17 protein-coding genes and 3 tRNA genes are annotated in these 18,327 nt (G+C 55.6%); 8 read left to right on the top strand and 12 right to left on the bottom strand.

Annotated features, from left to right (window positions below; genetic code table 11):
- Positions 1-81 precede the first annotated feature (81 nt).
- The 4 genes from AUQ43_RS08130 to AUQ43_RS08115 all read right to left on the bottom strand — a co-directional run bounded on the left by AUQ43_RS08130 (position 82) and on the right by AUQ43_RS08115 (position 3,498).
- On the bottom strand, positions 82-861 hold the full coding sequence (locus AUQ43_RS08130) for an MBL fold metallo-hydrolase (RefSeq protein WP_232310630.1): 780 nt from the start codon (positions 859-861) through the stop codon (positions 82-84).
- A gap of 114 nt (positions 862-975) precedes the next feature.
- Entirely contained in the window at positions 976-1,812 is an 837-nt protein-coding gene (locus tag AUQ43_RS08125) for an ion transporter (RefSeq protein WP_062956025.1), read from the bottom strand.
- Between the two features lie 126 nt (positions 1,813-1,938).
- On the bottom strand, positions 1,939-2,895 hold the full coding sequence (locus AUQ43_RS08120) for an acetyl-CoA carboxylase carboxyltransferase subunit alpha (protein WP_062955767.1): 957 nt from the start codon (positions 2,893-2,895) through the stop codon (positions 1,939-1,941).
- Between the two features lie 234 nt (positions 2,896-3,129).
- Entirely contained in the window at positions 3,130-3,498 is a 369-nt protein-coding gene (locus tag AUQ43_RS08115) for a helix-turn-helix domain-containing protein (RefSeq protein ID WP_114129860.1), read from the bottom strand.
- Positions 3,499-3,676: 178 nt separating this feature from the next.
- Between AUQ43_RS08115 and AUQ43_RS08110 the strand changes: the two genes are divergently transcribed.
- Positions 3,677-4,699 carry a zinc-binding alcohol dehydrogenase family protein gene (locus tag AUQ43_RS08110; protein ID WP_062955765.1) on the top strand — a complete coding sequence of 341 codons (1,023 nt, stop codon included), beginning with the start codon at positions 3,677-3,679 and terminating at the stop codon, positions 4,697-4,699.
- Positions 4,700-4,790: 91 nt separating this feature from the next.
- Here AUQ43_RS08110 and AUQ43_RS08105 read toward each other — a convergent pair whose 3' ends face one another.
- Positions 4,791-5,705: a LysR family transcriptional regulator gene (locus tag AUQ43_RS08105; protein WP_062955764.1), complete on the bottom strand. Its 915-nt coding sequence runs from the start codon at positions 5,703-5,705 to the stop codon at positions 4,791-4,793.
- Between the two features lie 97 nt (positions 5,706-5,802).
- Between AUQ43_RS08105 and AUQ43_RS08100 the strand changes: the two genes are divergently transcribed.
- Positions 5,803-6,642 carry an NAD(P)H-dependent oxidoreductase gene (locus tag AUQ43_RS08100; protein ID WP_062955763.1) on the top strand — a complete coding sequence of 280 codons (840 nt, stop codon included), beginning with the start codon at positions 5,803-5,805 and terminating at the stop codon, positions 6,640-6,642.
- A 57-nt stretch (positions 6,643-6,699) separates the two neighbouring features.
- Here the strand turns inward: AUQ43_RS08100 and AUQ43_RS08095 are convergent, their stop codons facing one another.
- Positions 6,700-7,686: a CoA ester lyase gene (locus AUQ43_RS08095; protein WP_062955762.1), complete on the bottom strand. Its 987-nt coding sequence runs from the start codon at positions 7,684-7,686 to the stop codon at positions 6,700-6,702.
- A 400-nt stretch (positions 7,687-8,086) separates the two neighbouring features.
- On the opposite strand from AUQ43_RS08095, the gene AUQ43_RS08090 reads away from it, so the two are divergent.
- Complete coding sequence (locus AUQ43_RS08090; protein ID WP_062955761.1) at positions 8,087-9,247, top strand: diguanylate cyclase; 1,161 nt, start codon at positions 8,087-8,089, stop codon at positions 9,245-9,247.
- 6 nt (positions 9,248-9,253) lie between these two features.
- Here the strand turns inward: AUQ43_RS08090 and AUQ43_RS08085 are convergent, their stop codons facing one another.
- Entirely contained in the window at positions 9,254-9,775 is a 522-nt protein-coding gene (locus tag AUQ43_RS08085; RefSeq protein WP_062955760.1) for a glycine cleavage system protein R, read from the bottom strand.
- 332 nt (positions 9,776-10,107) lie between these two features.
- Here AUQ43_RS08085 and AUQ43_RS08080 point away from each other — a divergent pair, with 332 nt between their 5' ends.
- Together AUQ43_RS08080 and AUQ43_RS08075 are read left to right on the top strand one after the other, a co-directional pair.
- Positions 10,108-10,533 carry a fasciclin domain-containing protein gene (locus tag AUQ43_RS08080; RefSeq protein WP_369813468.1) on the top strand — a complete coding sequence of 142 codons (426 nt, stop codon included), beginning with the start codon at positions 10,108-10,110 and terminating at the stop codon, positions 10,531-10,533.
- 263 nt (positions 10,534-10,796) lie between these two features.
- On the top strand, positions 10,797-12,881 hold the full coding sequence (locus tag AUQ43_RS08075) for a methyl-accepting chemotaxis protein (RefSeq protein WP_062955758.1): 2,085 nt from the start codon (positions 10,797-10,799) through the stop codon (positions 12,879-12,881).
- Between the two features lie 58 nt (positions 12,882-12,939).
- On the opposite strand, the gene AUQ43_RS08070 is transcribed toward AUQ43_RS08075, so the two are convergent.
- Positions 12,940-13,016 (bottom strand) — tRNA-Arg (locus AUQ43_RS08070).
- A gap of 54 nt (positions 13,017-13,070) precedes the next feature.
- Positions 13,071-13,147 (bottom strand) — tRNA-Arg (locus tag AUQ43_RS08065).
- A 337-nt stretch (positions 13,148-13,484) separates the two neighbouring features.
- Here AUQ43_RS08065 and AUQ43_RS08060 point away from each other — a divergent pair.
- Together AUQ43_RS08060 and AUQ43_RS08055 are read left to right on the top strand one after the other, a co-directional pair.
- Positions 13,485-14,606, top strand: a complete 1,122-nt coding sequence (locus AUQ43_RS08060) for a hypothetical protein (RefSeq protein ID WP_062955757.1) — start codon at positions 13,485-13,487, stop codon at positions 14,604-14,606.
- 150 nt (positions 14,607-14,756) lie between these two features.
- Entirely contained in the window at positions 14,757-15,050 is a 294-nt protein-coding gene (locus AUQ43_RS08055) for a DUF4169 family protein (RefSeq protein WP_084272047.1), read from the top strand.
- Positions 15,051-15,369: 319 nt separating this feature from the next.
- On the opposite strand, the gene AUQ43_RS08050 is transcribed toward AUQ43_RS08055, so the two are convergent.
- From AUQ43_RS08050 to lipB, 3 genes are all read right to left on the bottom strand, one after another.
- The gene (locus AUQ43_RS08050; RefSeq protein WP_232310629.1) at positions 15,370-15,909 is read right to left on the bottom strand and encodes a hypothetical protein; all 540 of its coding nucleotides are present in this window, start codon (positions 15,907-15,909) and stop codon (positions 15,370-15,372) included.
- Between the two features lie 329 nt (positions 15,910-16,238).
- Positions 16,239-17,273, bottom strand: a complete 1,035-nt coding sequence (locus tag AUQ43_RS08045; protein WP_232310628.1) for a diguanylate cyclase — start codon at positions 17,271-17,273, stop codon at positions 16,239-16,241.
- A 21-nt stretch (positions 17,274-17,294) separates the two neighbouring features.
- Positions 17,295-17,945 (bottom strand): lipoyl(octanoyl) transferase LipB, encoded by a 651-nt coding sequence (gene lipB / locus AUQ43_RS08040; RefSeq protein ID WP_062955754.1) that lies wholly within the window; start codon positions 17,943-17,945, stop codon positions 17,295-17,297.
- 116 nt (positions 17,946-18,061) lie between these two features.
- Between lipB and AUQ43_RS08035 the strand changes: the two genes are divergently transcribed.
- Positions 18,062-18,149, top strand: a tRNA-Leu gene (locus tag AUQ43_RS08035).
- The last annotated feature ends 178 nt before the right edge of the window (positions 18,150-18,327 follow it).

The following is an 18,327-nucleotide window of genomic DNA, read 5'->3' as shown; positions in this document are numbered from 1 at the left end:
CATTTTTGTTCCGTTTGCTCGATTTATTGTTTGGGCAGGGGCAGGACCCCATCGTGTGCAGATTATGCGCCAGATGTCAGATCAACCAAGATCAAAACTTTGTTCCGGGTCAATGAATCCGCAAAAACCATCTGCCACCGCGTCAGGCTTGTCATACGCCTGATAGTGATACAGCCACATCTTTGCCTTCACGTCATCGGGCAGGGTTATCAGCTCGTCGTAATGGGCATGTACACCCGAATGGCGGGGGCCCAATTCACAATCCTGAAAGATGATATCGGCCTTTTTGTAAAACGCCATATGATCCTTGGGATTGAAAATCGCATCTGTCGTCAGGAAGAAAGACTTTTCTGTCCCTGTTCCGAACAGGGCAAAGGAATACATCGTGTTTTCGGGTGTTACGACATGCGGGGTGGGAATGACATCAAAATGCATGCCTTGCCAGTCAAAGCCGTCTTTGGGTGTCAAAGGAACGACATCGAAATAGGAGGACAGTTTGCTGTTGCCATGGTCGCTGGTTTCCAGCCCGCCGCGCAGCGAATGTTCCCAAAGCGGATCAAGCAATTCCCTGGCTGCAAACAGTTGTGTTCGGTGACCATCAAAGACGAAGTAATTGGCAAGGGCCATCCATTCCAGACCCCCGATATGATCGGAATGCAGATGGCTGATATAGACGCCATCAAAGTCGTTTGGCATGAAACCAAGATTGCGCAGCGAATGGCGTGCATCTGAACCACAGTCAATCAGCAGGCGCTGCGGCCGGTCTTCGCCAGACGGGGTCGTTTCCAGAACCATGTTGCTCTGAAAATTGTCGGCAGCCATACAAAAGGCCGAGCCTGTCCCCGCAAACGTAAGTTTCATTCCCCGATCTCCCGATATTTTGTCGAAAGATTAGACGAGGTTCGGGGCGTTTAACCACCCCCTTTTGCAAGGAAAGTTCCGATTTTTACCGGATGGCCCGTCATGACCGTGTATTCAGGGCGTCTCGGACGACTGTTTTTCGTCTGACGAAGCATTTTGAATTTCGCGATTCTCGGCGCTGGTCAGTTTGCTCATTTCTGCGCGAAGAGCGCGGAGTTCGGTCATAATTTCCTGATGATCCAGCTGGATTACATCGCGTGTCTGGGTTTCCTCGACATCGACATGCGTCGACATCGCATCAACCACAATTGCGATAAACAGGTTCAGTACCGCAAAGGTCGTTATCAGGATAAACGGCACGAAGAAAAGCCACGCCAGCGGATAAGACTCCATCACCGGCCGGACAATGCCCATTGACCAGCTTTCCAGCGTCATGATCTGGAACAGCGAATAAAGTGATTCGCCAATTGTGCCAAACCAGTCTGGGAAGCCTTCGCCGAACAATTTGGTCGCCATCACCGCCGAGACGTAAAATACCAGTGACAGCAATGTCAGAACCGAAATCATGCCGGGGATGGCACGCATCAATGCCTCGACCACCTTGCGCATCGAGGGGACGGTGGAAATCAGGCGGAAGGCACGCAGGATACGCAGCGCGCGCAGGACCGATACCCCCTGGCCCGCAGGCATCAGGGTGATGGCAACAATCGTGAAATCAAAGATGTTCCAAGCGCGTTTGAAAAATGCCAGCCGATAGACGGCAAGTTTCATCAGGAGCTCGATCACGAAGATCGCGACCGCCAGTTGGTCAAGGACGTGCAAGGTCGAGCCCATCGCGTTCATCACAGTCGGGGATGTTTCAAGCCCGAGTATGACGGCATTGATCGCGATGACGGCGGTGATGAAATTTTGAAAGCGACTGGATTCAACAATCCGGCGAAGAAAGTTCATGGTGCCTCCCGACAAGGTCGGAAAAGGGCGCTTCATTGTGCCGGATATAGCCGACGGAAAGACTGCGCCGGAAAATAACAACAGGGCGCAGATTCATTGACAATCATCTGCGCCCTGAATGGAAAATCAGTTCAGGCCCTTGCGGCCCATTTCAAGGAACTTGTCGCGACGGCGCGCCTTGAGTACGCCACCTTCGACGTCATCCATGCCTTCAAGCGCCTTGATGATCGCATTGCCAACCCGTTTGCAGGCTTCCTTGGCATCGCGCTGTGCGCCGCCAAGTGGCTCTGGCACGATTTCGTCAATGACGCCAAGCTGCAAAAGATCCTGTGCGGTAAGACGGAGCGCCTCGGCCGCAGTTTTGGCTTCGTCGCCGGAACGCCAAAGGATTGATGCGCAGCCTTCTGGCGAAATCACCGAATAGATCGAGTTTTCGAGCATCAGAACGTTGTTGGCAACGGCAAGTGCAATCGCACCGCCCGATCCGCCTTCACCGATGATCACGGATACCAGCGGCACCTTGATATCAAGGCAGGCTTCGATCGACCGCGCGATGGCTTCGGACTGGCCACGTGCCTCTGCGTCGGCACCCGGGAAGGCACCGGCGGTGTCAACAAGCGTCACAACCGGAATATTGAAACGTTCGGCCATGCGCATCAGGCGGATCGCCTTGCGATAGCCTTCCGGGCGGGCGGAGCCGAAATTGTGTTTTACGCGGGTTTCGGTATCGCGGCCTTTTTCATGACCAATGACCATCACCGTGCGGCCCTGCAAACGACCAAAACCACCGATGATTGCGGCGTCTTCGCCAAACTGGCGGTCGCCGGCAAGCGGGGTGAAATCGTCAAACAGGTTGGCGATATAGTCGGTGAAATGCGGACGATCCGGATGGCGCGCCACCTGGGTTTTCTGCCAGGGGGTCAGCTTGCCATAGGTGCCCTGCAAAAGCTTTGTCAGCTTTTCCTGCAGGCGGGAAACCTCGTCTGCGATGTTGACTTCGTCATTGCCCGTCAGGTGACGGAGCTCTTCGATCTTGCCTTCAAGTTCGGCGATCGGTTTTTCAAAATCGAGGAAGTTATGCATCAGTGCATCATATCCGACTGGGAAACAATGGGGCGGAACATAGTATATCGACCCGCTACGTCAAGGGTCGAGCGATACGCAGCCCATATTTTCCGTTTATGTAAAATAACCAGCGTCGCATGCCATGTTTAATAACAACAGTTTGCACATTGACGCCTGTGCCGTCCAGTAACCAGATCACACCGGGCCAAAAGCCCCGGGGATCAAGGCGGGACGTGTTCATTCACAGCGTGTTCATGCGGGTTCACTGTCGGGCATCGGGTGTTTTGACATGGCATAATAAGGCACGTGTGTTTCGCCCCAATCCTTCAAGGCCAGAATAATGCCACGCAGTGTTTCACCCTTTTGGGTCAGACTGTATTCAACGCGCGGCGGGACTTCGGCGTAAACTTCACGATGCACAAGACCGTCGGCCTCAAGTTCGCGGAGCTGGCGGGTCAGCATGCGCTGGGTCACACCGGGCATCAAGCGGCGCAGTTCGTTAAAGCGTTTTTTGCCATCTAGCAGATGGAACATTACAACGCCTTTCCACTTGCCGCCAATCAGGTCAAGCGCACCTTCAACCGGGCAGCCGGGGCTTCTGTTGGGTGGGCAGATCGTCATTTCAACCTCCATGTCACCAAGGATCGGCGCAGGTAGTGCTTCTGCAAGCGTTGGAAATCCACAATAGTATACAAATTGACACTATATGCAAAAATTGTGCGTACTTATAATGGTGGTGATTATGCGTTAAAACTTGGCCATTCACAAATCAAACCTTTGACGAAAGGGAAGGCCAAAGATGAAAGCCATTGGTATTTATAAATCCGCCCCGGTCGAAACCGACGGGCTGTTCACCCAGATCGAAACCGATGCCCCTGTTGCTGAAGGGCGCGATATCCTTGTTCGGGTAAAGGGTGTTGCGGTCAATCCGGTCGATTTCAAAGTCCGCAAGGGCAAGCAGGATGACGGTGCCTTCAAGGTGCTTGGCTGGGATGCGGCCGGTGTGGTCGAGGCTGTTGGCGAGGACGTCACCCTTTTCCGTCCGGGCGACGAGGTCTGGTATGCCGGGGATGTGACCCGGTCAGGTTCCAATGCCCAGCTGCAAGTTGTTGATGAACGTATTGTCGCGCCCAAGCCAAAGTCACTTGATTTTGCCGCTGCTGCAGCGCTGCCGCTGACGACGATTACGGCGTGGGAAGCGATGTTTGATCGTCTTTTGATTGATCGCACCGCAGTCGATTCCAATGCGGACAAAACGATCCTGATCATTGGCGGGGCCGGTGGTGTTGGTTCCATCGCCATTCAGTTGGCCAAGCTTGCCGGTTTGAAAGTCATCACGACCGCATCCCGCCCGGAAACTGTGGCGTGGGTGGAGAAGCTTGGCGCAGACCAGGTGATCAACCATCGCAATCCGCTGGATGAAGAACTGGCAGCCATTGATGTTGCCAATGTCGATTACATTCTCTGCACATCGGAAACCGATCAGTACTTTGATGTGATGACGACTGTTATCGCGCCGCAGGGCCGGATCGTGACGATCACCGAGGCCAAGGAAAACCACAATGTGGACCTTTTGAAAGCCAAGTCTGCCAGCTTCTCTTACGAGTTCATGTTTACCCGCTCGATGTTCCAGTCGGCGGACATGATTGAACAGCACAAGCTTCTGGCGACGGTGGCCCAGTTGGTGGATGACGGAACCATCATCAATACCGCGAATGAAAGCTTTGGCGCGTTGTCACCGGAAAGCCTGCAGAAAGCGCATGCGTTGCTGGAAAGTGGCAAGGCCATTGGCAAGATCACCTTTGATGGTATTGCCGACTGATCACAGCGCCTGTTGATGACGGGCATCTGAATACCGGGCCGATCCGCGTGAATGTCGCGGGTCGGCCTTTTTTATTTGCGCGATATGCCGTTTAATCGGCGGACGCGTTTGCAATCAATGCGGTGATTCGATCACGGAGCCAGCGATGCAGGGGATGGGTGGTGGTGCGGTCATGCCAGATCAGGGCCATGTCAAAACCCGTGACAGGCATCGGGGGATCAAACATCCGGATTTGTCCAGTGCGGCCCTTTGCAACCCGGCTGGGCACAAGGGCGATCATATCGCTGCGCGCGACGATTTCGGGGACGACAAGAAAACCCGGCGCAGACAGGGCAACATTGCGTTTGCGACCAAGTGCCGCCAGGGCATCATCCGCTGGCCCCTCAAAGCCGCCGCCTTCGGGGGATACAATCACATGGTCAAGTGCACAAAAGCTGTCGAGATCAAGCGAACGGTCGATTGCCGGATGATCGCATCTGGCGATGGCGACATATTCCTCGCGATAGATTTTACGCATCCGAAGCGTTTCTGGCGCGGTTTGAGGGGTTGAAAGTGCCAGGCTGACATCGCCGCGCGCCATCTGGGTATCAAGCATGGACGTATCAATCGTGCGCCACGCGACCTTGATCCCCGGCGCATCACGCCGCAATACATCAAGAAGCGGCATCAGGATCGCGTATTGCACATAGTCACTGGCGGCAATGGCGATGGTGGCGGTGATTGTTGATGGATCAAACGGGCTGTTTTCCGCAACGACCCGGCGCACACCTTCCAATGCTTGATGCAGTGGTTCTTGCAGTTCAAGTGCGCGTTCGGTCGGGATCATGCCGCGCTGTGCGGGCAACAAAAGCGGATCGCCCAGCAAATCACGCAGGCGCGTCAGGCGTGTTGAAATCGCCGGTTGGCTGAGGTTCAGGCGCTTTGCCGCATGCGTGACATTGCGTTCGGCCAGCAGCGTGTCGAGTGTCACCAGCAGGTTCAGGTCAAGCTTTCTGATATCTGTCATATTTATACCAAATCAAAAATAATTGGATTTCAAAGATAGCAGAACATCAGGCCATGATCACGCATCGAACGTGATCCCCTTTGGAAAGGACGGCCCAATGTCGAATGTCTTGATTGTCCATGCCCATCCCGAACCCGCATCCCTGACCAGCGCATTAAAGGATGTTGCCGTTGAGAAACTGCGTGCTGACGGCCATGCCGTAAAGGTTTCGGATCTGTATGCCATGGGGTGGAAACCCCTTGCAGACGGGCAGGATTTTACTGACCGCAGTGACGCGGAACGGCTGATTTATATCGCCGAGTCAAAGAATGCCTATCGCAGTGGAAGCCAGTCACCAGACATCGCAGCCGAGCAGGACAAACTTCTGTGGGCGGATGCGGTTTTGTTCAGCTTTCCACTGTGGTGGTTTGGCATGCCCGCCATCCTGAAAGGCTGGTTTGATCGGGTGTTTGCCTATGGCTTTGCGTATGGAGTTGGCGAACACAACGAAAAACACTGGGGCGATCGCTATGGCGAGGGCACCCTTGCCGGGCGTCGCGCGATGTTGATTGTGCCGATTGGCGGGCATTTGCCGCATTACAGTGACCGTGGCGTTAATGGCAGCATCGATGATGTGTTGTGGCCGATCCAGCACGGCGCGCTTTTCTATCCCGGTATGGATGTCATGCCGCCATTTCCCGTTTATAGCGCCGATCGCATGGATGAGGACGGATGGACAGAAGCCCAGACCGCGTTCAAGGGGCGCCTTGCGCGTCTGTTTGTCGATGATCCGATCCCGTATCGTGCTCAGAATGGGGGGCACTATGATGGTAAACAGCGCCTGAAGCCGGAACTCGGTGGTGGTTCAGATGGCATCAGCATGCATCTGCTGCGTGAAGGCGATCCCCAGGAAGTCATTCGCGGGCAGGTCCGGCAAACAAGGCGGCTTGCGTCCTAGAAAAAAGGGCCGGAGAGTTCATCTCCGGCCCTTCTTAATTTTGTTGGCGTTCTATGCCTAGCCCGCGTCGCGTGCGGCGATGGCTTCGGCCTGACGGACCATGACTTCGGCCTGTTTGATCGATGCGATATCAATCAGACGACCATCAAGGGCGACGGCACCGGCTCCTTCGGCCTGGGCCTTTTCCATTGCTTCAAGGATGCGCTTGGCTTTGGTGACTTCTTCTTCGGAAGGCGAGTAAACCTCGTTCGACAGGGCGATCTGGCTTGGGTGAATGGCCCATTTGCCCTCGCAGCCCAGTACCATGGCGCGGGCGGCTTGTGCGCGATAGCCATCCGGATCGGAAAAATCACCAAACGGACCATCAATCGGACGCAGGCCATTGGCGCGCGCCGCAACCACCATGCGCGCAATGGCATAGTGCCACATGTCGCCCCAGTGATAATCGCGCGGATTGTCGCCATCCTTGTCGGTCAGGACACCATAATGCGGGTTCGGGCCGCCAATGCCGGTTGTCATGGCCTTGGTCGAGGCGGCGTAGTCGGCCACGCCGAAATGCAGGCTTTCATTGCGCGGGGAGCCTGCGGCAATTTCATGGATGTTTTGCATGCCAAGGGCGGTTTCAATGATCAGCTCGAACCCGATGCGCTTTTTGCGGCCCTTGGCCGTTTCGATCTGGGTTGCCATCATATCAAGCGCATAAACGTCGGCAGCGGTTCCGACCTTGGGGATCATGATCAGGTCAAGCCGGTCACCGGCCTGTTCGAGAACATCGACGACGTCACGGTACATGTAATGGGTATCAAGACCGTTGATGCGAACCGACAGGACCTTGTCGCCCCAGTCGATATCGTTGATGGCCTCGATGATGTTTTTGCGCGCCTGTTCCTTGTCACTGGGCGCGACGGCGTCTTCCAGATCAAGGAAAATGGCATCGGCCTTGGATTTCGCGGCCTTTTCAAACAGTTCGATGCGACTGCCGGGAACGGCAAGTTCGGACCGGTTCAGACGTGCCGGGGCCGGGGGCGGTGTGGTGAAGCTCATGGTAACGTTTCTCCAGAACCTGTCATTTCAATCAGTGCGTCGCAGGCGATGGATCATCAATCGATCATCGCGCGAGGCATGTGGCGTATTCTTGCGTCCCGTTTTCGGGATCGTACCGTGGCCGCCGTGACAGTTATGTGGCCTGCGATCATTGTGCGTCGCAGTAATCCTGTGGGTAATCTATGGTGCGGATGCGAATGCTGGCAAGCCCAAATACGCTTATCCTTCTAGTGCTTTCGGCGCAGAGGACCCAGAGCAGGCTCTAGTTAAGAAAAACTCGAGATAAGCCGGATAAAGCAATAGCCCCTTAACACGACTGTCGTTAGATTACCGACGTTATCGGGTTTGCGGCCCGGTATGCGTCCCGGAGACCCTATCAGCAGGTAGTATCAAACGGCCCATGCGTCGCGTTTATTCCATCGTTGTTTCTGCCGGTCTGGCACCCGCGCTTATTCTGGGGGCGTGTCTGGTGCTGGCCGTTTCACCGACGCTGGTGCCTGCGGAACTTGCTGGTCTGGTGCGATATGGCCCGTTCTTGCTGGCATTGCTGGGCGGGGTGATCGGGTGGTGGTTTAACCGCGGGCGTGCGGTTTTTGTCATGGCTTTGTTGCTGATTTGCTATTGGCTTCTGGTTGGCAACGGGGCGGGCATTTCGGCCGAGGGGCTGGCGTTTCTTCAGATCGCGACACTTTATCTGGTTCCGTTGAACCTTCTATTTCTGGGCTTTACCGCAGAACGGGGTGTTTTGAACCCGCGTGGTATTGCCCGAATGCTGATTCTGGGATTGCAGATCTTTGTCATGCTGATGCTGGCCGGGCAGCCCGATGTTGGTTCCGCCCTTTATCGCGTTCTTGAGACACGGTTCTTTGCCAGCACAGGTGTGCTTGGGACGATGCCCCATCCGGCGATGATCATTTCAGCTATTGCGGTGGTCCTGCTTTTGATCCGGCACAAGCCGCTTGAAACCAGCTTTGCAGCGGCGATCATCGCGATTGATGCGGCAACCGTGATGGGGGCCGGTGTCATTCAATATGGATATCTTGCTGCGACCGGTGTGGTTCTGGCAGGACTGGCGCAGGAAGCCTGGCGGATGGCGTTCGTGGATGATCTGACCGGGTTGCCGGGGCGGCGCGCGCTGGGACATGCGATGGCGGAACTTGGCAATCAGTATGCGATCGCGATGCTTGATGTTGATCACTTCAAGAAGTTCAACGACACCTATGGTCATGATGTTGGCGATATCGTTTTAAAAAAGGTCGCGCGTGAGCTTGCGCGTGTCGGCGGGGGCGGCAAGGCATACCGTTATGGCGGCGAAGAATTTGCGGTCCTGTTTGCCGGGCGGACCGCAGAACGGGCCCAGGAGCCGCTTGATGCCCTGCGCCAACGCATCGCGGATAACAAGATCACCCCGCCCGAGAAATCCAAACCTGTATCCGTCACCATTTCGGTCGGTGTGTGCGAACGCGACGAAGACACCACCGACCCGTGGGCGGTGCTGAAAAGTGCCGACCAGAAACTTTATCGGGCGAAACAGTCGGGTCGAAACCGTGTGGTGATCTAGCGGGTCTCAGAGCTCGTCAAACTTGAAGACGAGGCGCATGGATCCCGCTGTATTGGCAAGCGTTGCCAGGCAGTTGGCCGACCGTTCAGGCGGAATGGCAACCGCAAAGCGCAGGGTGTAGATCCGGGCATCTTTTTCATCGGTTGCCGATGCGGCCAGACGCACGATGTTGGCGTTATATTCGATAAAGATTTCTGACAGGCGCGCAATCAGGCCTGGCTGATCAATCCCCGAACATTCAATCAGATGGGTTGCGCCCGGTGCTGTCGTCAGTTCCGGTGCAGCGGCGATGGCTTCGACCGTGATATCGGCATTTTCCAGTGCCAGTTCCCGAAGGCCCGTTTCGCATTCAGCAATCGGGCAGTCTTCGGGGAGTTCACAACTGGTTTCGAAGTGCGCCCGGTTGCCTTCAAGAGAGAAGGACGTTGGGCCAAGATTGGTCCCAATATCAAACAGCCGTCCGGTGATATCTGAAATCAAACCGACGCGGTCGTTGCAGGAAATGGTGATCCGGGTGTTGGCGTTCATGTGGTGCGCTCCGTTCTAGGAGGTTCTCCCGTTGGGGCAGTGCCCTTGTTATCACGTGACCATAGCACCGGGCGATGCAAGGTACAGTGATTTTGTCGTGTGTTGGGCGCGCACGAAAGGGTCAGTACGTTGCCCAAAGGTGATTGGATGGGGTGTGTGTCATCACAATCATATGATTGAACTGGTGTGTGATGATGGGGCGTATGCCTTCCTGTGACAGCAAAAATTCGACGTTGGAAACAAACGTTGGTTAACAGGAGAACAGGACCATGTCTGCGATCAAAACATCTCTTATTGCCGTTGCTACCGCTGCCAGCCTTACCTTTGGTGCGATGTCTGCCAAGGCAGCTGACATCGTTGATACCGCCGTTGCCGCAGGTTCATTCAACACGCTTGTCACTGCTGTAAAGGCAGCAGGGCTTGTTGACACCTTGAAGGGTGACGGTCCGTTTACCGTATTTGCCCCGACCGACGAGGCGTTTGCAAAACTGCCTGCCGGAACTGTCGAAGACCTGCTGAAACCGGAAAACAAGGATCAGCTCGTATCTATCCTGACCTATCACGTTGTTCCGGGCAAAGTCATGTCGGGTGATATTGCCGGCAAGGAAATGATGGTCGCAAGCGTTCAGGGCGATAGCATCGATGTGGATGCCACGAATGGTGTCATGGTCGATGAAGCCAGCGTGGTGACTGCTGACATCGAAACCGACAACGGTGTTATTCACGTGATTGATACGGTGATCATGCCTGGCATGTAATGAATTCGGAATTTCGACCAGCGAAGCCCGGTGCATACAAGCGCCGGGCTTTTTTCGTTTCCAAACCACGACTATTTGCGTTGTGCTGTTCGTCCATCAGGAACGAAAACAGCTCCAAACATTTGAAATAGTTCAAATATTCAGGCACTCTAACTTCGGGTAACAGACCGCTTGTCTTCTGCGGCGGCAATTCTTCCAGGTTAATCCGTTGGTTTGTCTGCCGTTGGAACGTGCTGTTCTGGTGCAGATGAGAAGGGGGACTGATGAACAATCTTGCACTTGGTGCAAAAATTGCGCTGTTTTCGGCGGTCGTTGTTGCGCTGGCACTGGTGATTGTGATCGCCCAATCGTCGAGCCGCGCATTTGATGCGGCCCGCAGTGGCGGTATTTCCCAGATGCGCAGCGAAATCCGAACCGCTGCCAATGATATGTCCGAGGTTGTTGAAACGGCCCTTACCGCGAGTTCCGGTTTCTCCGATATGGCAGCCGCGGTTGCACGCAATGGCAAAACATCTGGCAGCAGTGACGGGCGCGAAGTGCTTAGCCAGGCCTTGCGGGAATCCCTTGTTGATCACGAAAGCTGGTTTGGTACCTGGACGCTGGCGCGCCCGAACGTTCTGGGCGGTTCTGATGCCGACTGGATCGGAAAATCAGGCGGTGATGCCGCAGGGATTTACACACCCTATTGGGTGCGTGATGGCAGCGATATCGTCATGGACACGGATGCTGACTACGACGCAACCGGCGATTTCGGCGAAGACTTTTATATGGTGTCTGAAACCACCAAGCTGCCAGCCGTGCTTGAACCCTATGTCGAGACGCTGGCTGACGACAGCGAGGTCGTCATGACCTCTGCGACAGCGCCGGTCATTGTGGATGGCAAGGTGATTGCGGTTTCAGGTGTCGATCTTGAACTTGGCGCACTTCAAAGTCGCGTGGCAGAGGAAAAGCCGTTTGGCGTTGGCAGGGTGTGGCTTGTGACCGATACCGGGTCCGTCGTTGCCCATCCGGATCCGGCTTTGCTTGCCGCAAGTCTGGAAGACACCGGCGTCACGGCTGAACTGCTTGAACAAGCCCGCACGGAAGGTTTCGTGACGGCCGAACTTGACGGGGTGGAAAACTATGTCGTTGCATTGCCCGTGCAATTTGGCCGTGCCCCGCAGGTGTGGACGATTATCGGGGCAGTACCAAGTGATGCGGTTCTGGCCAGTGCGAACAGTGCTGCCCTCGAAGCCATCATCATCGGTTTGATCGTTCTGGTTGCCGCGATTGCGGCTGCGCTTATGGTCGGCAAGCTTCAGGCGCGGCCGATCCTGAATTTGGCAGCCGTGATGGGCAAGATGGCCGATGGTGACCTTAAGGCGGAAATCCCCCATGTCGGGCAGGGCAATGAAATGGGCAAGATGGCCGCCGCCCTTGAAAACTTCCGCGACAAGGCCATCCGGGCAAAGGAACTTGAAGACGAGGCGGAAGAAGCCGAACAACGTGCCGAGCAAAATCGCAAGCAGGCCATGATCAAGGTTGCCGACGATTTTGAAGCCAGTTCCGGTCAGGCGGTGGCATCCGTCAGTTCGGCCGCTGCTGCGCTTGGCGAGATTACCGAACGCATGGGGCAACTTGTCGAAACTGCACGTTCCCGGATGGCAGAAGCCACCGGCGGTGCAGATCAGGCCAGCGAGAATGTTCAGGTTGTGGCATCCGCTGCCGAAGAGTTGCTGGCCTCGATCGAGGAAATCGGTCAGCAGGTCTCGATGGCGGCCGATGTTGCCCGTGAGGCTGCGCAAGAAGCCGGAACAGCGACGGCCAATATCAGTGATCTTGACGGCAAGGCCCGCCAGATTGGCGAGGTTGTCACCATCATTCAGGATATTGCCGAGCAAACCAATCTTCTGGCGCTGAATGCGACCATTGAGGCCGCACGCGCCGGTGACGCGGGCAAGGGCTTTGCGGTTGTTGCAAACGAAGTCAAAAGCCTTGCAAACCAGACTTCCAAGGCCACGGATGAAATTTCCGATCAGATCAGCGTCATTCAGAGCTCTGTGACGGGTGCGGTGGAAACGATCACGCGCATTGATGAAGTTGTCGGACGTGTCGAGGGGATTTCAACGACGATTGCCTCGGCGGTCGAGGAGCAAAGCGCTGCAACACGCGAAATTGCCAATAGTGCAGGCAAGGCATCCGAGGGTGTTCAGACCTTTGCAAGCAGCATCGGAGATGTGGCGCAGTCGATTGAGGAAGTCGGAGGCGTTTCGCAAGATGTGCGCGGTTCGGCAACCAATCTGCAATCTGACAGCGGATCGCTTGAACAGTCGGTTTCGACGTTCCTGAATGCTGTGCGCAAGGGATAAGACGCCAGATTGCCCCAGATGAAACAAAGGCCCGACGCGTCGACGTCGGGCCTTTGACTGGCGCGCCCGGAAGGATTCGAACCTCCGGCCTTCTGATTCGTAGTCAGATGCTCTATCCAGCTGAGCTACGGGCGCTTTTTAGCTTGTATAAAAGGCAAAGGCTCGACGCGCTAACGTCGAGCCTTTCAATGGCGCGCCCGGGAAGATTCGAACTCCCGGCCTTTTGATTCGTAGTCAAATGCTCTATCCAGCTGAGCTACGGGCGCTTTGCCTTATTTTCCGGCGGTTCGCTTAGTGCTGCTCCCCGTCGGCGGAGCGGAACTTATGCAAACGAGGGTATCATTGCAAGTGGTAAATTTGAATTTTTGCCATTTTTTCGTAAGGCGCGGTTTGCCTGACTGCTACGGCCCTGTTTTGCCCGGCTTTGTCCAGTTTGCAGTGAATAAGGACAAGACTCGGCAAAAAAGGGGCAAATGCGTCTTGTTCCATAAGTGGTCGTAGACTAAGATGCATTCAATCCCGGGGGAGCAGGGGCTTGTTTCACCTAGATAAAAAAGCAGGCCCAGGGAGATTCGCATATTTCTACTTAGGTAATAGATCGAAATGGCCGTTCGTAAAACCTACCTCGCCGTAATCGGCACCGCCCTTATGCTGGGGGGATGTTCTTTTTCTTCTGAGGCCCTTTGGCCGACACTTGCCGGAGAAGAGGAAACGACGCAGGAAAACGTCGTTGCTTCGCAGCCGGCTGGCGCCGATGCCATCACCAATTATGATGTCGCTGCAAGCACAGAGCCGCTGACGGGTGTGTCTCAGACCGGAACCTTTGTCGGTTCCAAAGTCGAGAACATGCAGCAAGAGCTGAACCGTCTCAAATCTGCGTTGAACCAGCACAGCAACGAACTGCAGCAGCTGCGAGGACAGACCGTCGCGCACTCGCAGGCCTATCACGGCACGGTTGCCGCGATCAGTGCCCGTCTGCAGGTCGGCACCACGCCGGGTAACCCGGTTCTGGTGCAGCAGTGGAACACCGCACAGGGCGAGCTTGATCGTGTGAACGACGATATTGCCGCGCTGAACTCGCTGGCCAACAAGGTTGCTGCCGACAGCACGCTGTCGACCTTCCTGCTTGAGTCGGTTCGTTCGGCCTATCAGGTTTCCGGTGCTGTTGACGAAGATCACCGTCAACTGGCCCTGCTCGAAGACGAAACCAACCGCACGACAGTGCTGATTGACCGTCTTCTCAATGAAATCAGCGAAAGCCTTGCGCGTCAGACGTCTTATGTCAGCACCGAGCGTGCAAACCTCAATGCGCTGGCACTGGCCGTCAAGAATGGTGAGATCTTCGGGGACTCACTTTCCAAACGTGTCTTCCAGTCGCAGGCTGCACCGGCATCAAGCGGTCAGCGCATGGCAGCAGCACCAAGCGACCGTCCGCTTGTTGTCATTCGTTTCGATACGGCCAGCGTGAAATACGAACAGGCGCTTTACAACGCGGTTAACCGCGTTCTGGAACGTCGCCCGCAGGCAAGCTTTGACGTTGTTGCGGTAACACCGAATCGTGGTACCCCGGCGCAGGTTGCGCTGAACGCCAACAAATCCAAGCGCAACGCGCAGGCAGTTCTTCGGTCGCTGACCGATATGGGCATGCCAAGTTCACGCGTGCGTGCTTCTGATGCCACAAGCGCATCTGTCTCGGCCAACGAGGTGCACGTCTTCGTGCGCTAAGTCCGGTCGGACATAAAAGGATTTTAAGAACGGCTAGCGGGTGCTTCGGGATATCGAAGCACCCGTTCTTTATTTCGGTGGGCTTTATTTGGGTGGGTGCTGACCGCCTTTGTCAGCACCCGGCAGGCAGATAAACAGAAGTGTTGTGATATGGGCGATCTCGTCAATCTGCGTCAGGTACGCAAACGAAAGCAACGCGACGACAAGGCACGCAAGGCCGATCAAAACCGTGCCTTGCATGGTCGAACGCGCGGCGAGCGCACACTTGGCGATCATGAACGCAAGAATGCCGACAAACAGCTTGATGGTCACAAGCGTACGGGTGTTGCAGATGATGAGGCGCAGACTTCCAGCAAGGCCTCAAAGGGCGACAAAGCACCGTCCAAGAGCGCGGGTGACAATGTGGTTCCGATTTTCGGCGCGGATGAGCCGTCGGACAGCTGACGTCCTGGTCGTTAAATAGCCATCCCTTTCAAAACGGTCCCGTCTACATGCGACAGATGTCTGAGCGCATGACGAGGCATCTGTGGTGCAGAAATTTCACAGGTTTGGGAACAGGGGGCAAAAAGCCGCTGCCGGTTCTGATGCGCAGTGACACTGGCTTGTTGCCATCGTCGCGGATCGAACGGGCAGGCTTTGGCCGTTGCGCAGGTTGGCACGGCAATACCGGCGAAGCCGGGTCTTCAAATCACAGCACCCCACGATGACGTTTCAGGTGCCGGTCGCATATCTTTGGCCGTCATGCCGAATGGCAGAACGGGGATCAGTTCACCAGCGTTTCCGCTTCGCGTTTGGCCTGATCAAGGGCCTCGTCCCAGCCCATCAACCAGTCTTCAAAGTCGCGGGAGTCGGACGGATAGGGGTTTTCGGTCAGGCGGTGGGCTTCGATGCCGGCCGAGAAACCGGAACCATAGGCCGAGTTCGGCAGATGGCGTTCCTGCACCACAGGGGCATGGGTTTCATAAATGCTGTTGCGGAAAGCAGGAAGAGAGCACAGCACACCGTCATCAATGCCCATCGGGTAGGCCATCATCATGGCGGTTCCAAGCGAGGTAATCGACAATTCTTCGCCAGCCGTCATACGGATCAGTCCGGCCAGTTTGAGGTGGGCAATGGCATTATCAATACGGCGGTGCAGATCAGGATTGTCTTCAATGGCAACCTGATTGCCGTAATCATCGGTACAGAAAAGGGACAAGACACGGCGCAGCAGCATGCTGCGATCAAGATTTGCCTCTGCGCTGCGCAGTACGGTCAGCATCAGGGCCGGGTCGCCAGGCGCGAAATCCATAGAACTGGACATTCATGGGCCTCCGTTCGGGTCTAAACGAATTCCCTCCCAATTCGGCAGCGGTTTTGACTCTTGGCATTGCTCTCTCGGTCTTGATGGGGGCAAAGCCTTGCTGCCTTTTTCTTATTATAGTTTGCAGATATGTTGCCAACTTGTGAAGACAAGATTTCGCTTGTGCGGAATTTTTTGTTCTTTGCAGTGAACAAAAACACTTTTCCAATCTAACAAACTGAAATTGTGCGCTGATTGAGATTGCTGCATTGCAGTGAAAATCGGCAAAAAATTTTCGGGCCCGGTTGGATTGTGGGCGGTGCAGGGCATCCCAATGGGGCGTAGGTCGCTCAGGGGGCGTTCTTGCCGTGTTTTGGTGCCGTGGGAGCTGCCTTGCCATCCGGACTGCGCCAGACGCGCACGCGGTTCCGACCGCCTTCCTTGGCGGCGTAAAGGGCCCTGTCGGCTTTTTCGATGATTTGCTCTGTCGTGCGGCTTTTGGTCATCGGCGCTGCGCCGATGGATGCGGTAACGGGCAAGATTGTATCATCGCTGATCGTGACCGGCGATGCCTCGATCACCCGGCGCAGGCGTTCAAGCACGCGCGCACATTGCTTCATGTCAGCATTGGGCAGGCAGATCAGGAATTCTTCCCCGCCATAGCGATACACCTTGTCAAACGGCCTGACATGCGATTGCAGAATGCCCGCTACCGATTGCAGGACGATATCGCCTGCCTGATGGCCATAGGTGTCATTGACCGATTTGAAGTGATCGAGATCGACCAGCGCAATGGCGGTGGGGACTTCGGTGCGGCTCGCGCGTTCGCGTTCGGCATTCAGATCGCCCATCATCGTCTGGCGATTATAGGTGCCTGTCAGCGGGTCAACATCGGAGCGGGCCGTTCGGAACGCGCGTTCAAGGCGACGCAACTGGGCAAAGAACGACTCCGCGCGCAGTGCCATCATGTCAAATTCGGCCGAATCGACTTCGTTGTCGACATCACGTGCCGATAAAAGCCGTTTTGCCGAATCGTGCAGTTGCTGATGGGTTGTTGCCAGCGCATGCATGGCCGGTTGATCAATGAGCCTGTTGTGGCGATTTAAAGCGTACCAGGCCCCGAAATCGCAGTCATGGTCGTCGTCTTCGGTATCCGGGGCGGGCGAATCCGGCAGGACGAGCTTGCGGTTCCAGCGCAGCAAAAGGGCAACATGTTCCCCAAGTGCCTTGTCGAGTTCCGCAAGAATGTCACGTTCCGCGTCGGCCATTCCACCGTTCGCAACACTTCCGGGCATTTTATGGCCCTTGGTCCTGCCTTTGGCCTGCATGGGCGCTGCGGCTTCTGCTTGGGCTTCTGCCTTGGCCGGGTGCGACTTGTCACTCATGCGGATGGCTCGGGAACGGTTTCACGAAAATATTTCACCAAAGGTTTGTTTTAACAGCCGATCAAGTTCCGCCATAGAAATATCGACGCCAAGGTCCTTAAGGCTGGTAACACCATGATCAGAGATGCCGCACGGAACGATCCCACCAAAATGTGACAGGTCCGGGGCGACATTGATGGCAATGCCGTGGAAGGTCACCCAGCGGCGCACACGCACACCGATGGCGGCGATCTTGTCTTCGCGGCCGTCATCGCGCACCACCCAGATGCCCACACGGCCGTCACGGCGTTCCCCCTTGATGCCGAGCAACGCAAGCGTGCGAATCACCCATTCTTCAAGATTATGAACATAGACCCGGACATCGCGACCGCGATTCTTAAGGTCGAGCATCAGATAAACCGTGCGCTGACCCGGTCCGTGATAAGTATATTGCCCGCCACGTCCCGCGTCATAGACCGGAAAGCGATCCGGATCGACAAGGTCTTCGGCGTGCGCACTGGTGCCCGCAGTATAAAGTGGCGGATGTTCAAGAAACCAAACAAGTTCATGGGCTTCGCCGGTATGGATGGCCTCTGCGCGGGCTTCCATTTCAGCAAGGGCTTCAGGGTAGGAAACCAACTCCTGGGTGGTGCGCCACTCGGGGATTTGCGCGGTTGGGGCGTTGCTTTGCATTTTTCCTGTCAAATAAGTGAAATGAGCCCTTGATCAGGGGATACCAATTTGCTATCTCCCTTTCCGCGCCAAGGCAAGCCCGCTTCGATACCTCAAGGGCTTGCAGACATACATATGCGGTCGTGGCGGAATTGGTAGACGCGCAGCGTTGAGGTCGCTGTGGGTTAATAGCCCGTGGAAGTTCGAGTCTTCTCGACCGCACCATTATCTGGCCTCCCGGCCAATCGGGATGGTCACGAAAAAGAGCCCGCCAGAAATGGCGGGTTTTTTCGTTTGTGGACCTTCCCCATATATCCCCTACAATGGTTTGCATCAGGCAAGTAACCGGTTGGCAAATGCGATGTCGCAGTTGCGGCATAACCGATTGATTTATTGTGCGGTG

Source organism: Thalassospira sp. MCCC 1A01148, assembly GCF_001613795.1.
In the GTDB taxonomy this organism is placed as follows: Bacteria; Pseudomonadota; Alphaproteobacteria; order Rhodospirillales; family Thalassospiraceae; genus Thalassospira.
The sequence above is the reverse complement of the archived record's forward strand: the minus strand, read 5'-3'. Positions and strand labels throughout refer to the sequence as shown.

What these genes read in the sequence shown, in the direction of transcription:
- AUQ43_RS08095 (WP_062955762.1), bottom strand. Translation starts at nt 7,686, where the DNA reads ATGAGCTTCACCACACCGCCCCCGGCCCCGGCACGTCTGAACCGGTCC.
- AUQ43_RS08130 (WP_232310630.1), bottom strand. Translation starts at nt 861, where the DNA reads ATGAAACTTACGTTTGCGGGGACAGGCTCGGCCTTTTGTATGGCTGCC.
- lipB (WP_062955754.1), bottom strand. Translation starts at nt 17,945, where the DNA reads ATGCAAAGCAACGCCCCAACCGCGCAAATCCCCGAGTGGCGCACCACC.
- AUQ43_RS08115 (WP_114129860.1), bottom strand. Translation starts at nt 3,498, where the DNA reads ATGACGATCTGCCCACCCAACAGAAGCCCCGGCTGCCCGGTTGAAGGT.
- AUQ43_RS08055 (WP_084272047.1), top strand. Translation starts at nt 14,757, where the DNA reads ATGGGCGATCTCGTCAATCTGCGTCAGGTACGCAAACGAAAGCAACGC.
- AUQ43_RS08100 (WP_062955763.1), top strand. Translation starts at nt 5,803, where the DNA reads ATGTCGAATGTCTTGATTGTCCATGCCCATCCCGAACCCGCATCCCTG.
- AUQ43_RS08105 (WP_062955764.1), bottom strand. Translation starts at nt 5,705, where the DNA reads ATGACAGATATCAGAAAGCTTGACCTGAACCTGCTGGTGACACTCGAC.
- AUQ43_RS08060 (WP_062955757.1), top strand. Translation starts at nt 13,485, where the DNA reads ATGGCCGTTCGTAAAACCTACCTCGCCGTAATCGGCACCGCCCTTATG.
- AUQ43_RS08085 (WP_062955760.1), bottom strand. Translation starts at nt 9,775, where the DNA reads ATGAACGCCAACACCCGGATCACCATTTCCTGCAACGACCGCGTCGGT.
- AUQ43_RS08090 (WP_062955761.1), top strand. Translation starts at nt 8,087, where the DNA reads ATGCGTCGCGTTTATTCCATCGTTGTTTCTGCCGGTCTGGCACCCGCG.
- AUQ43_RS08120 (WP_062955767.1), bottom strand. Translation starts at nt 2,895, where the DNA reads ATGCATAACTTCCTCGATTTTGAAAAACCGATCGCCGAACTTGAAGGC.
- AUQ43_RS08125 (WP_062956025.1), bottom strand. Translation starts at nt 1,812, where the DNA reads ATGAACTTTCTTCGCCGGATTGTTGAATCCAGTCGCTTTCAAAATTTC.
- AUQ43_RS08045 (WP_232310628.1), bottom strand. Translation starts at nt 17,273, where the DNA reads ATGAGTGACAAGTCGCACCCGGCCAAGGCAGAAGCCCAAGCAGAAGCC.
- AUQ43_RS08075 (WP_062955758.1), top strand. Translation starts at nt 10,797, where the DNA reads ATGAACAATCTTGCACTTGGTGCAAAAATTGCGCTGTTTTCGGCGGTC.
- AUQ43_RS08110 (WP_062955765.1), top strand. Translation starts at nt 3,677, where the DNA reads ATGAAAGCCATTGGTATTTATAAATCCGCCCCGGTCGAAACCGACGGG.
- AUQ43_RS08050 (WP_232310629.1), bottom strand. Translation starts at nt 15,909, where the DNA reads ATGTCCAGTTCTATGGATTTCGCGCCTGGCGACCCGGCCCTGATGCTG.
- AUQ43_RS08080 (WP_369813468.1), top strand. Translation starts at nt 10,108, where the DNA reads ATGTCTGCCAAGGCAGCTGACATCGTTGATACCGCCGTTGCCGCAGGT.